16 protein-coding genes and 1 tRNA gene are annotated in these 13,400 nt (G+C 36.9%); 13 read left to right on the plus strand and 4 right to left on the minus strand.

Features of this window, described 5'->3' with window-relative positions:
* Positions 1–448: 448 nt before the first annotated feature.
* From GH715_RS17915 to GH715_RS17960, 10 genes are all read left to right on the plus strand, one after another.
* Entirely contained in the window at positions 449–697 is a 249-nt protein-coding gene (locus GH715_RS17915; protein WP_338029425.1) for a hypothetical protein, read from the plus strand.
* A gap of 187 nt (positions 698–884) precedes the next feature.
* A complete protein-coding gene (locus GH715_RS17920) occupies positions 885–1,391 on the plus strand; it encodes an RNA polymerase sigma factor (protein WP_153836569.1) in 507 nt (168 codons plus the stop codon).
* On the plus strand, positions 1,391–2,686 hold the full coding sequence (locus tag GH715_RS17925; RefSeq protein ID WP_153836570.1) for a DUF4179 domain-containing protein: 1,296 nt from the start codon (positions 1,391–1,393) through the stop codon (positions 2,684–2,686). Before GH715_RS17920 ends, GH715_RS17925 begins: the two co-directional genes overlap by 1 nt.
* Positions 2,687–3,119: 433 nt before the next feature.
* A complete protein-coding gene (locus GH715_RS17930; protein ID WP_153836571.1) occupies positions 3,120–3,950 on the plus strand; it encodes a dimethylarginine dimethylaminohydrolase family protein in 831 nt (276 codons plus the stop codon).
* Positions 3,951–4,165: 215 nt separating this feature from the next.
* Positions 4,166–5,173, plus strand: coding sequence for a DUF3231 family protein (locus GH715_RS17935; RefSeq protein ID WP_153836572.1), 1,008 nt, complete (start codon positions 4,166–4,168; stop codon positions 5,171–5,173).
* 10 nt (positions 5,174–5,183) lie between these two features.
* Positions 5,184–5,663 (plus strand): hypothetical protein, encoded by a 480-nt coding sequence (locus GH715_RS17940; protein ID WP_163578747.1) that lies wholly within the window; start codon positions 5,184–5,186, stop codon positions 5,661–5,663.
* Between the two features lie 424 nt (positions 5,664–6,087).
* Positions 6,088–6,273 (plus strand): PLDc N-terminal domain-containing protein, encoded by a 186-nt coding sequence (locus GH715_RS17945; protein ID WP_018932566.1) that lies wholly within the window; start codon positions 6,088–6,090, stop codon positions 6,271–6,273.
* The gene (locus GH715_RS17950) at positions 6,274–7,182 is read left to right on the plus strand and encodes an ABC transporter ATP-binding protein (RefSeq protein WP_153836573.1); all 909 of its coding nucleotides are present in this window, start codon (positions 6,274–6,276) and stop codon (positions 7,180–7,182) included. It abuts the gene before it with no gap.
* A complete protein-coding gene (locus GH715_RS17955) occupies positions 7,182–7,958 on the plus strand; it encodes an ABC transporter permease (RefSeq protein ID WP_153836574.1) in 777 nt (258 codons plus the stop codon). Before GH715_RS17950 ends, GH715_RS17955 begins: the two co-directional genes overlap by 1 nt.
* Before the next feature lie 49 nt (positions 7,959–8,007).
* Positions 8,008–8,080, plus strand: a tRNA-Ala gene (locus GH715_RS17960).
* Positions 8,081–8,307: 227 nt separating this feature from the next.
* On the opposite strand, the gene GH715_RS17965 is transcribed toward GH715_RS17960, so the two are convergent.
* Positions 8,308–9,324, minus strand: a complete 1,017-nt coding sequence (locus GH715_RS17965; RefSeq protein WP_153836576.1) for an NAD-dependent epimerase/dehydratase family protein — start codon at positions 9,322–9,324, stop codon at positions 8,308–8,310.
* 153 nt (positions 9,325–9,477) lie between these two features.
* Here GH715_RS17965 and GH715_RS17970 point away from each other — a divergent pair, with 153 nt between their 5' ends.
* The gene (locus GH715_RS17970) at positions 9,478–9,891 is read left to right on the plus strand and encodes an RrF2 family transcriptional regulator (protein WP_153836577.1); all 414 of its coding nucleotides are present in this window, start codon (positions 9,478–9,480) and stop codon (positions 9,889–9,891) included.
* Positions 9,892–9,997: 106 nt separating this feature from the next.
* A complete protein-coding gene (gene ald / locus GH715_RS17975) occupies positions 9,998–11,113 on the plus strand; it encodes an alanine dehydrogenase (RefSeq protein ID WP_153836578.1) in 1,116 nt (371 codons plus the stop codon).
* Between the two features lie 36 nt (positions 11,114–11,149).
* On the opposite strand, the gene GH715_RS17980 is transcribed toward ald, so the two are convergent.
* On the minus strand, positions 11,150–11,395 hold the full coding sequence (locus tag GH715_RS17980) for a YuzB family protein (protein ID WP_018932572.1): 246 nt from the start codon (positions 11,393–11,395) through the stop codon (positions 11,150–11,152).
* Positions 11,396–11,518: 123 nt separating this feature from the next.
* On the opposite strand from GH715_RS17980, the gene GH715_RS17985 reads away from it, so the two are divergent.
* On the plus strand, positions 11,519–12,145 hold the full coding sequence (locus tag GH715_RS17985; protein WP_153836579.1) for a helix-turn-helix transcriptional regulator: 627 nt from the start codon (positions 11,519–11,521) through the stop codon (positions 12,143–12,145).
* Positions 12,146–12,165: 20 nt separating this feature from the next.
* On the opposite strand, the gene GH715_RS17990 is transcribed toward GH715_RS17985, so the two are convergent.
* Both GH715_RS17990 and GH715_RS17995 read right to left on the minus strand, forming a co-directional pair.
* Positions 12,166–12,852 carry an LrgB family protein gene (locus tag GH715_RS17990; protein WP_153836580.1) on the minus strand — a complete coding sequence of 229 codons (687 nt, stop codon included), beginning with the start codon at positions 12,850–12,852 and terminating at the stop codon, positions 12,166–12,168.
* Positions 12,845–13,213, minus strand: coding sequence for a CidA/LrgA family protein (locus GH715_RS17995; RefSeq protein ID WP_163578748.1), 369 nt, complete (start codon positions 13,211–13,213; stop codon positions 12,845–12,847). Before GH715_RS17995 ends, GH715_RS17990 begins: the two co-directional genes overlap by 8 nt.
* Positions 13,214–13,400: the final 187 nt, after the last annotated feature.

Consider the following 13,400-nt stretch of genomic DNA (forward strand, 5'->3'; position numbering starts at 1 on the left):
CATCGCTGCGGCTGTCCACTTCCCTTTCCACGGGATTTTCGCCTAAGCTAACTTTGGTAAGTAAAGAGCACTTACCAAAGTGGATCTTAGTCGAAAATCATCCCGTAGGAGTGGAAGTGGACGGCCTCCGCTATGAAACTGTTCTACAACGTTTGTGACTGCTAACTTCTCGAGCTTTCTTAACCTGTGTCATAAAATTGGAATGTCAGCGAGTACATTCATTGTAGAGCATACATTAGCCTAGGCGTCCACTTCGACTCCTGTGGGATCAGCGTGATCTGAAGATCCACTTTTGTAAAGCGATCTTCTTTACAAAAGTTAGCTGAAGACAGGCCCCACGGAAAGCGAAGTGGGCAAGCCGGAGCGGTTGTTACTCCTATTATTTATGTCAAAATAACTACTTTGGACAGGACCGGGTGGGCTTTCCCGGTTTTTCTTACGTAAAGTTTTGATGAAATTATTTAAAAATGTATTGATTCCCTTTGACTGGTGGATTCCATACTTTTTTGGTTATGGAGCAGAAGAAAGAGTGGATAGATACCAGCAAATGTTTGGAGATACACACTCATTTTTACCGGAAATCAATGGAATTGTTCCGAATACACTTCATGTTATCTTTCATTCACTGTTATTGCTTTGTATTATCTTAACAATCTATATTAGCTTCACCACTAAGAAAAAAAATCATCTCGCATAAATGTGGGATGATTTTTTTTGTTTACATAATCGGAAAGTGGCCATAAAAAGTTTAGAAGTGGCCATAAAACCATGAAAAGTGACCATATAATCACGAAAAGTGGCCATAAAAATTTAATCTATTCAAACTTTTTGTACTTCTCTGTGTCTAATAGATAAGATAGAAAAAGAAAAGGGGGGGCATTGTAATGACAGATGTCACCAAAAAGGATTTTCGCAAAAACAATGATGCGTTCGTGTACATCATCACTACATACCGTGCAGATTTGTTTCGCACTGCGATGGCCTTTTTGAAAAATAAAGAAGAAGCATTAGAAGCGATACAGGAAGTAACTTTCCGTGCTTATAAGAAACGTAAGCAGCTAAGGGACATTCGTTATGTCAAAACATGGCTGATTCTGATCATGATTAATTACTGTAATGATGTCTTGAAAAAATCCAAGCGACTAACAGATGACCGCATGCTTAAACACAAAGCCTCCGTAGACAATTCTAAGAGTATTTGGCTAGAAGATGCGATTCATCATTTGAAAAAGGCAGATCAGGAACTGATTTATTTAAAGTATTTCCATGGTATGACATTTCCGGAATTGGCTGAGCAATTAAAGATACCAGAAAGTACGGTAAAAACTAGAATTTACAGTGCATTAGAAAAGTTAAAACGTCAATTGGCAGACGAAGGAGGGGAGCTATAATGAAAAAGAAACTGGACGAGTGGAAAAAGCAATATGATGCTTTAGAAGTAAGAGATCATGAGTTGGACCAAGCAATTGAGGCAGGTATGCAAAAAGCAGTAAAGCAACAATTTTGGAAAAGGTGGGGGATTACTCCAGTTGTAACAGTAGCGATTATCTTACTGTCATTTATAACGATCATTAATGCATCTCCTACGTTTGCCGCACAAGTAGCGAAGTACCCCGGAATGGATAAATTGATCGAGTTCGTTCAATTTGATAAAGGGCAGAAAGCAGCGATCGAGAATGATTATTTTCAAGTGATCGATAAGTCCGTAACCCAAGGTGATCTTACACTAACAGTAGATGGAGTGATTAGAGATGAAAATGGGCTTGTTCTGTTCTATACAGTTTCAAGTGAAAAAGAGCTAGATAGAGTTCGACTCGAGGAAAGTCTGATTACTAATGTTAATGGCAGAGAACTCGCATACCAATCTAAGGATTACAGTCCTCAAGATGAAAACCGAGGAACTGTGGAATATTATACGGATGACCCTATCCGATTTGATGATTTTACCTTTACAACAGAAGTAGTTGGAGTCGAAACATTAGATAATGGTGTCGGCAATCAATTAAGGGAAACTATTTCGATTGATTTCCATGCGGAAAATACTAAAGAATCGATTCAGTATCAGGTGGACGAAACAGTCAAGATAGAAGGTCAGAAGATCCATATCGATTCTGTAACGATTCAACCACTTCGAACAACGGTTAATCTCTATGCAGATCCTGAAAATGATATGCGAATACTTGCCATTGATGATATTGCACTTGTTGATGAAAAAGGAGAAGAATGGACAGGTATCCAAAATGGTATGACAGCAAGTGGAACCATCGAGGATGAGAATTATGAAGTCTATTTGCAAAGTAATTATTTTGAACAGCCAGAATCATTAGCACTCACTTTTTCTAAAGTACAGGCTGTTAACAGAGATGAGGATTATTTCCGCTTTGATTTGGAAAAGGAACAAATTCTTCATGACCCATATGATAAGTTTTATGATCTGACATATGAAAGTGGGTGGCTGTCGATCTCAATGGATAAAATGGAAAACTATTATATGGATCCTTTTGGTGAGATCTTGGACTTGGATGGAAACGTAATGGAGCAAATTAGATCAAGTTCCAGTCATCAATCAAATCAAAAAACAACTACCTTTAAAAAAGCAATCCAAACCGACGAAAGAATTATCGATATTAAATTGAGTGGCTATCCCAACTGGATAGAGCAGAAAGTGGCAATACCGCTCAATTAATCTATAAAGAAAAAGCACGATTGGCAGTCTATTGACGAACCAACCGTGCTTATTATCAGGATATTACTTTATCTGTATGAAAGAATGAATCATTTGATTACTGAAACATGACTTTAAATGTTAAAATGATGCATGTGAACAGGTTTGGATTTTTTCTTTTAGGGCGATTCATGAAAAGATCCTCCTTAATAAGTATTTATTGAAACATAAGCTTAAATGTCAAGATAACACAAGTAAAAATGTTCGGGTTTTGCATTCTTTTACTATTCAATGTAATACCCTCCCGCCTTGTCTTTTAGGTTATAGTAACATTAACACGGTCTTTTTCACTGGAAAACGAACCTGTAAGAACATGTAACAGACTTTTTCTTAAGAATGAATGAATCTAAAATTAGGTATAATAATAAATAAAAAAAAGGGAGCGCTTTTCTCCATGATTTTTCAGCAAAATGAATATGATCGCTTAAAAAGAGTGATTGTCTGTCCACCTAAATACATGGAAATCAAAAATGTTATCAATGAAACGCAAAAATTTTATGAAGATGAAAATATTGATGTGAAAATCGCAATGGAGCAGCATGAACGTTTTGTTCAAACCTTGAAGCGGTTCGATATTGAAGTGATCGAACTAATGACAGATTCTAAGCTGAACGAACAAGTCTTTACGAGAGATATTGGATTTGCGGCTGGGGATACATTATTTACTTGCGAGATGGGGCGTAATATAAGAAAGCCTGAAATAGATGTTTTACAACTATTCCTTGACCATGAGAATTTGCCTTATACTCCATTGACGACACGTTCCATTGAAGGTGGGGATGTGGTTGTTGCCGATGAGAAAGTTTATATAGGGAGAAGCCTTCGCACTACAACAAAAGCGATTGAAGATTTGCAAAGACAGTTACCAGATAAAGAAGTCGTTGCTGTGGAGATTCGTGAAGATATTTTGCATTTGGATTGTTGTTTTAATTTAGTAAGTGATAAAGTAGGACTTATTTATAATGATGCCTTTAATGAGCAGGAATGTAACATGCTTCACAATGAATATGATTTGATTGAAGTCACTGATGATGAACAGTTTACGCTAGGTACCAATGTTTTTTCTATCGGAGATGGTAAAATCATTTCATTGCCCGAAAATAAACAGGTGAATAAGCAGTTAACGGAAAAAGGCTTTGAAGTTATGGAAGTACCTTTTTCTGAAATTATTAAATCTGGAGGTTCTTTCCGCTGTTGTACACTGCCAATACAACGACAAAAATAATTCAAAATATGCCGTTGTCGTAACGGATTAGTTATAGGGAGAAAGCAAAAAGGAGTGCAAATCGATGGTTTTTCACACTCCTTTTTTTCATTGTTTTAACATGATAATTCTAATTTTTATTTTTGGTGGTTTTACAAGTGAAAAGCTAATAACGGATAGTATGAATCTCTATAAATTACACAACCTAAAATTAATTATTTTAGGGAGGGTTAATTATGCCAGAAAAAGCATCAATTACGTCATCAGAATTAGGAACATTATGGCTTACATATCAAGAAAAAACAATGATTTTACGAGTGTTAGAGTATTTGATAGCAAAAGCAGATGATGAAAAAGCCAAGGATATTATGACAAATTTGCATGAAGAACTTGAAATATATGTTGGTAAAATAGTTCAGATATTTGAAGAGGAAGGTGCTGTTATACCAGTTGGATATACAGCACAAGATGTAAATAAGGATGTCCCAAAGCTATATGATAATGGGTTTGACATTATGTTTGTCCGCCTTTTAAACGAGATCAGTATAGGATTACATTCATTAAATATGACAATGACGTTTCGAGAAGATATAAATATGTTTTTTGAAGACCTTACTGCTCTCACCCAAAAGTATTTCAGGATTTGCTCTCAATATTTGCTTGAAAAGGGGTTACTGATTAGAACACCTTACGTTTCAATGCCAAAATCAGTTGCGTTTGTTAAAGATAATAGTTATTTAGGTGGATTAGCTCTCAATCCATTTAGTCAAAAAAGAACATTGAACACGGTAGAAGTTTCTCACATTCATAAAGCTATTGAATCAAATCTTACAGGTTTACAATTGATTTTAGGTTTTGGACAGTGTGCAAATGATGTTGAGGTAAAAAAATACTTTAATGAGGGTGCAGAGCTTGCTAAAGGCATTATAAAAGAATTGAGTGAAGTAATGCTTCAAACAAACCTTCCAATTCCTCAAACGCCAGGAGGGAATCCAACTCGTTCAACGGTAGCACCGTTTTCTGATAAGTTAATGATGTATTGTACAAGTCTTTTTTGTAGCTTTTCTATGGGAAGCAATTCACTCGGAACTGCTTTTAGTTTACGAAATGATTTGCCAACAAAAAATACGATTTTCATGAAAGATATTTTTGAATATGCTCATAAGGGTGCGAAAATCATGATTAAAAATGGTTGGATGGAAGAGCCACCTCAAATGGAGGATCGTAAACAAAAGATGAATTGAGTGATATTGGGTGAGCGGTTATAAGAAACCTAAAAAACATGAGGCTTTACTATGGAGCATAGCATTTCCAGGGTTTGGTCAGTTCTTAAATAGAAGGTTAATTAAAGGGAGTATACTAATTCTTTTAGAATTTCTTGTAAATGTACAAAGTAACTTCAACTTAGCAATTTTATATTCATTTACAGGAGAAATACAAAAAGCCATTTATGTTACAAATTTTCAATGGCTTATGTTTTATCCTTGTTTGTATATGTTTTCCATGTGGGATGCATATAGGGATGCAGAAGGAGAAATAAATCCATATTCGTATATCCCCTTTGTATTTGGTGCTTTTTTTATAACAATTGGGTTGATTTTTTCAACAAAACTAAAAATAATGGGTGTCGTATTGGGTCCAGTAATTCTACCTATACTTTCTTTATTACTAGGTCTAACGATAGGATTTATCATTTATCACATTGTTCTAATTATTAATTATAGAAGACACTAACTGAAGAAGGCGTGATTTTAAAAGCTTCCTATGTATGATACTGTGTATTAACCAACAATTATTCGTACTAATGTTGTGGAATAATGTACTTAAAGTAAAGGGTAGCTTTAGTTGAACAAAACAATATAAAAAACAAAAACGATTGGGTATCATAATATCCAACCGTTTTTGTTTGCTATTTGTACTGTTTATTTATGGTGCTAAACAAACTATCTTTTTGTATGTTAGTTCATCTGTTTTTTGACATCTCCATGGAAACAGAGTTAGTTACCGTTATAGATATGCTTATTTATGGGCTTTTGGGATTATGTTCACAAGATAAGATTAGGTATCTAACCAACAATTTTCCACTTACAATGAATTAATAAAATTATGAAACTCTCTCTATATATAAAACGTATGTATCTTTAAGGAGGTGACCAATATGGACGTCATCATGATGCTTGCTCCGTTAATTATTATTCAATTTTTATTAATGATTGTCGCAATTATAGCCCTCTTAAAAACAGAACAAACAAATGGCCCCAAGCCAATGTGGGCAGCAATTATTATTCTAATTGGTTTTATTGGTCCGATTTTATTCTTTATTGTTGGAAGGAGACAATATTAAATGACAGTAATTGAAGTCGAAAAACTGACAAAAGCGTTTAAAGGCAAACCAATTGTGAAAGGACTTGATTTTCAGTTAGAAAAAGGCAGGTGTGTTGCACTGCTCGGTCCGAACGGTGCGGGTAAAACAACAACATTAAGAATGCTCTCTGGCTTGTTGAAGCCGACTTCAGGAATCATTAACTTTTCTAGGTCACAAAAAGGAGAAGATATTCGAAAATATATCGGCTATCTTCCACAATATCCGGTTTTCCACCCATGGATGACAGGGAAGGAATTTCTCGTTTATGTTGGTCAACTCGCACACTTAACAAAACAAGAAGCAGCAGAAAAAGCAGATCAACTCCTCCAAAAAGTAGCAATCTATGAATCTCGCAATCAACGAATCGGTAAATATTCAGGTGGTATGAAGCAACGACTAGGGATAGCTCAAGCGATGATACATAGTCCACAACTTCTTATGCTAGATGAGCCAGTTTCCTCACTAGATCCGATTGGACGTCGCGAAGTATTAACATTAATGGAAGAATTAAAAACACAAACAACGGTCCTTTTTTCCACACATATATTAGGAGACGCAGAAGAAATTTGTGATGATTTATTATTGATGCATCAAGGAGAAATACTCGAATCAGGATCGATTGAGGCATTACGACAAAGGCATCAATCCGCTAAATTTGAAATCGCATTGCGAGGTGATTCTGCTTCATATTTGGAAACGCTCCACGCTCTTTCATCAGTACAAGATATTTTTCAAGAAAAAGGAGAAGTCCATGTTGTCGTAGAAGATATCGAATCAGCTAGAAAAGAAATATTAACGAAAGTATTAGAAGAGGATTGGCCGCTTGAGAAGTTAGCGCTAAGTAAGACAACGCTGGAAGATTTATTTATGAAAGTGGTGAAAAAATAATGCAATGGATCACAATTTTTAAAAAGGAATTAGTAGAAGACTGGCGCAATTTCAAATGGGTTTGGGTACCACTCGTGTTCATCATCATTTGTATTATGGATCCATTGTCAACTTATTATTTGCCGCAAATATTAGATGCGGTTGGTGGTGTTCCAGAAGGAACCGTGATTGAAGGGCCAGAGCTGGGACCAACAGAGGCGATCATGTTCAGTTTGACAGAAATTAGTATGCTTGGTGTACTCGTCATTGTGGCGATCTCGATGGCAGTAATTGCAGGTGAACGAAAAAGTGGCGTAGCAGAATTAGTATTAGTCAAACCAGTAAGTTATTTCACCTATATTTCAGCAAAATGGGCAGCGAAATTACTATTAGTTTTTACAGCTTATTTAATTGGTATGTTAACAAGCTGGTACTATGTGAATCTTTTGTTTGGTGATCTAAGTGCGTCACAATTCATTGGGCTGTTTTTGTTTTATTTTATTTGGTTGATTTTTGTAGTAACAATAACTTTTCTTTATAATACGGTAGTTAAAATACCTGGACTTGTATTAACATTGTCGATTATAACGATTATGGCAATGTCAGCGATTAATCAGATTTTTTCTTTCCGGATGCCATGGTTTCCCAATAGTATTAGTGAGCACATCACTACTATGCTGGCAGAAGGAGCAATCCCGAATGACCTATGGGGAGCGGCTGGCATTACATTAGGGTTGTCGGTCATACTACTGGTCGCATCCAATTTTATTTTAAAAACGAAAGAAATGGCAGATTAGAGTTCGTGCATTCGGACTCTTTTTTTATTATAATAGAATCATGCAATACGGGGCATTAGCTCAGCTGGGAGAGCATCGTGCTGGCAGCGCGAGGGTCAGCGGTTCGAGCCCGCTATGCTCCATCATTTATGTGCGGACATTTATTCCGCTATTTCTATAAAAACACCTAGATTTTAAGGTGAAGTGGACATCTGTTCCGTTATTTCGGCAAAAAAGCGTTTAATAGAAGCATAATTACGCTGAATAAAGGAATAGATGTCCGTTACAAGTCATAAATCCTGCTTTTTTATGCTATATAATGGAACGAATGTCCGCTCGGTAAAGTTGTGTACAACTAATATACTATCCGTTAATCTGGTTGGGTAAGAAGTGCATTACTATTTTCCGTAAACCAATCCGTTGCATCTTGAAGCGTATCATGTAGTGGTCTAAAAGTGATACCTATTTCTTTCTTTGCCTTATCGGATGAGTATCTTTTACATTCGCATATTTCATAAATACCATTTACGGAAATGGCCATTTCTTTTTTCGTAATGACCGAAACTCGATCGACTATCCAGCCAAGTGTAAATGCAATGGGAACAGGAATATTTCGCTTGGGAGAAGGGATACCCGTTACTATTTCCAATTCCTTGGACAAATCTTTCAAATGTACATGGCGTCCAGCAACTAAAAAACGTTCACTTTTATTTACTTTCGTAATTGCTGCAACCATCGCCTCCGCCACATCCCTAACGTCAACAATATCAATACTGACATTAATGTTTCCTGGAAGACGTTTCTGCAAATAATCCAATATATATTTACCACCGCTTGTTGGCGCTGCATCAACTGGTCCCATCATCCAACCAGGTAGAAAAGTGATGACTGGAAGCGAATGACGAGCGCTGAATTCAGCGATTTTCCTATCGCTGATAATCTTACTTTTTGCATATAAAGTCATCGCATCTTCTGAATCTCTAATATCCTCTTCATTACTAGGAGTATTGTCAAGCCTCTTTTTAATAGTGTTACTGCTGCTTGTGTGTATGATTAATTTGACACCGTATTCTTTTGCTAATTCAAACAATCGAAGCGTATTGGTAATGTTTATTCTTTCTAACTCGGGCCAATGCTTTCCGAACGAAAATGTTTCTCTAAAATATGCAGCAGTATGAAAAAGCACCTCACATCCTTTCAGTTCTTCTGCAAAGGCATCGACATCATTCATATCTCCTTTCACAAAGGTTGCATCAGTTGATCCTAAGAGCTTCTCAGCTTTCTTCTCAGAACGTACTAATGTTTTCACTTCATAACCATTTCTTACTAAACATTTGACCAAATGATTGCCTAAAAAACCAGTGCCTCCTGTAACAAACACTTTCATTTTTATCACTCCTTATTTATAAACTATATATAATATATATTTAGTTTATAAATATGTCAACACTTGTTATTTGTTGTTTGACAATTATGGTGCTACTGATATAGTAAAATTATAAAATGAGAAGTCAGTAGTTTTTGTGAAAGAGGAGATAAAATGAGTTATTCAACCGCTTTTTCTCAAGCGTTATCAATTGTTGTATATACTGCGGTGAAAATCGAAGAAGGATATACCGATTATGTTTCAGCCAGACAACTATCAGAAAATATGGAAATACCAAACCCAACAGTAGTCAAAATTCTCCAATCATTAAATCGATTTGGTCTTATAACAACGAAAGAGGGGGCAAGAGGTGGAATCAGATTGGCAAAGGCGCCGGAAAAGATCACAGTTTTGGATGTATTCAGTGCAATAGAGCTTGATCGCCCTTTATTCAAATTTTCACTTCCTTCCACTTTAAAGGATGACAAATCACAACTAGTAGGAGGCAAAATCGAACAGGTTCTTTCCCAAGCAGAAAGCGACATGAAAGCAAGACTTGCAGCAACCAAGATTTCTGATTTGTACTGAAAAAATACATGAACTTTCACGATTAGTATTATTTTTTACTAAAAAAGGGAAAACGAATAATAAGTAGTTTTCATATCATACTAGCAAAGAGAAGGTAGGTGAAATAATGAAAATCGGTGTACCTAAAGAAATTAAAAGTAATGAAAATCGCGTGGCGATCACACCTGCTGGGGTAATGATGCTGACAGAAGCAGGTCATCAAGTGAAAATTGAAAGCGGCGCTGGACTTGGCAGTGGTTTTGATGATCAAGTATACAAAAACGTAGGAGCGGATATTGTATCTTCACCAGACCAAGTTTGGGCGCAAGAATTAGTTGTTAAAGTAAAGGAGCCTCAACCATCAGAATTTTCCTTTTTCCGTAAAGATCTACTGCTGTTTACTTATCTACACTTAGCTGCTGAAAAAGAAGTAGCAGAAGCCTTATTGGAAAATAAAACGACAGGTATTGCTTATGAAACGATTCAACTAGCAAATGGTGCCTTACCTCTGCTTACACCAATGAGTGAAATCGCTGGACGGATGTCAGTGCAAGCTGGTGTTCGATTTTTAGAGAAAATACATGGCGGAAAAGGTGTTCTTCCTAGTGGTGTACCGGGGGTTTCACCAGCCAATGTTGTCATTATTGGCGGCGGTATAGTAGGTACCAATGCAGCAAAAATGGCGGTTGGATTAGGAGCCAATGTTACGCTATTAGACATCAATATTGACCGTTTACGTCAATTAGAGGACCTATTCCAAGGCAAAATTCGGACCTTAGCATCCAATCCATATAATATTGCTGAACAAGTAGAAAAGGCAGATTTATTAGTAGGTGCCGTCCTGATTCCAGGTGCAAAAGCGCCGAAATTGGTAACAGAGGAAATGGTAAAAACAATGGAGCAAGGATCTGTCATTGTGGACGTAGCCGTCGATCAAGGTGGTTCGATTGAAACGATTGACCGGGTAACAACACATCAGGATCCGGTTTATGTTAAACATGGAGTTATTCATTATGCAGTAGCTAATATTCCTGGTGCGGTGTCAAAAACCGCCACATATGCACTAACAAATGTAACGACACCATATGTTTTAAATCTTGCCAACAAAGGCTTAAAAGATTATGCTCAATCAGATAAAGCTTTTGCGAAAGGTATTAACACGTACCAAGGAAAAGTCGTCCATGAAGCCGTCGCAAAAGCACATGATAAAAGGTATATCGATATCGACTCCATTTTTGAATAGAAACAAAGTGGTCCCATAGTAGTAGGGGCCACTTTTTTAATGGAATAAAGCCAATTCTTCTTCAATAGCCTTTTTAATTTTCTCCAACGTTTGCTCTGGAGTCTTCCCGTGGATTCGGCGATTATTTACTAATGCATACGGCTTGAGTCTGCATAACCCACAGAAATTCAAGCAATCGTTAATCAGTACTGCTACCTCTGGATATTCCGTTTCAATGATGTTTTCTATATCAAATGTGTTCATTAAATTACTGTCACATATTTCTACTACGACGATTCCCATCTAATCACCTTCCATCTGCGCCTGTATGATTTTTATCACAGACATTTAGAGAATCATTCTATAAACTAACTCTATCATATCTACTTTGTCAACATAAAAGTTTTGAAAGAAGAGGTGAAGCAAATGGCCAAGAAACAATCTACCAAGGCTATGATTCTAGAATTATTGAAAAAGAATCAATCACTTTCTGTCAATGGAATTAGCAATTTCTTAAATATTACTGAAATGGCGATCCGAAAACATCTGATAAAACTGGAAAGTGAAAAATTAATAAACTCCCGTACCGTTCGGCAGCCAATGGGGCGCCCTGTTAGCTATTATTCATTGACGAGAGTTGGAGAAAATGTTTTTCCTAAAAATTATGACCTGCTAACAATGGAGTTTTTACGGGATATTGAAGAAACAATAGGTATGGAAGCAATCGATCAGCTATTTGAAAGAAGGGAAGAGCGTTTACGTCAAAAATATCGCAGACGAATTTTTATCGAAGAACCCATTGCAGAAAGGGTAAAAGCGTTAGTGAAGGTCCAAAGTGACAATGGTTATATGTCAGAATTTCATGAAGAAGATAAGGATCAGCTATCCTTTTCTCAATATAATTGTCCGATAGCTGCAATAGCAGATAAATATGATAAACCATGTGACTGTGAATTGAATTTGTTCAAATCTGTACTTGGAACGGAGAAGGTAAAGCGTGTTGAATGCATCGCAAAAGGTGGCACTGCATGTAAATATGTCGTAGAAAAATAAAGCTGTAGAGCACAAGCACTCTACAGCAGAGCTAAAAAGAGCGGCACCAAAAAGGATACTACCACTGCACTGATCGTCATCGATAGTGCACTGACCGCACCATCTAGTTCACCTAATTCTAATGCCTTGGAAGTGCCGATCGCATGTGATGCCGTTCCAATTCCAAGACCTCTGGCAACAGGATGTTGAATTCGAAGTAATCGGACAATGACCGGCCCGAACATCGCACCACTAATTCCAGCAATCATAACAAAGACAGCAGCAAAGGATAAATTGCCACCCGCTGTGTCGGTAATACTTAATGCTACAGGTGTAGTAACCGACTTTGCTGCAACAGACTGAATAATCCATTCTTCAAATCCGAGCACTTTTGCACCGACAATTCCTGTAATGATACCGATGATAGAACCTGCAAATATGCCAACAAAAATAGTCCGGGCATATTTTTTGATTAAGTCAAGCTGGCGATAGAGCGGTAATGCCAATGCGACCACGATTGGTCCAAGAAACAGATCAATCCACTGTCCACCAAGCATATACGATCGATAGGAAAGGTCGCTGAATCCTAACAATATGATTAAAAATCCAGAGGTTAAGAAAATCGGCAAGGTAAATGGATTAGGATACTTACGATAGATCCTTTTTGCTACCCTGTAAACAGTTATTGTCATGATTAAAAAGATGATTCCAATCCAGACGTTAATCATGAGCATCTACTTCTTTCTTCAACAACAATGAGGTAACCCAGCCGCTGATACCAATCGTTAAAAAAGTGCTAAGTATCACAAGCGGAATCATTAAACTCCCTTTTCCATAAAAGAAGTCTAAATATTGTACAACGCCGACTGTGACGGGAACGAAGAATACCGGCATATCTTTGATCAATAAATCGATTCCGTCAGCAACCCATTCGACCCGGATCAGTTTAAAAGTTAACAACGCAAAAAAGAGCAACATGCCAATAATGCTACCTGGTATAAATAAAGAAAAGGCAGACTGGATCGCTTCCCCAATGTAATAAAACAAAAATAGCAGACTAATCTGTAAGATGATTTTTAGATATTTCACAATAAGACCTCCGCTCTCATCACGGTGCTAATCTTCTGTCATCCCTCGTACCACTGAAGTAACACCTTGATAAGTTTCGCTAATGATCAGTGCAAGAACTGATCAAAGTCTTATTTTATCATACGTCTTACAGAAACATGTGCGCAAGGTGAACTACTCCCACCACTTACCACCCTTACGGGTTGCT

The organism is Gracilibacillus thailandensis, assembly GCF_010994055.1.
GTDB lineage: Bacteria > Bacillota > Bacilli > Bacillales > Amphibacillaceae > Gracilibacillus > Gracilibacillus lacisalsi.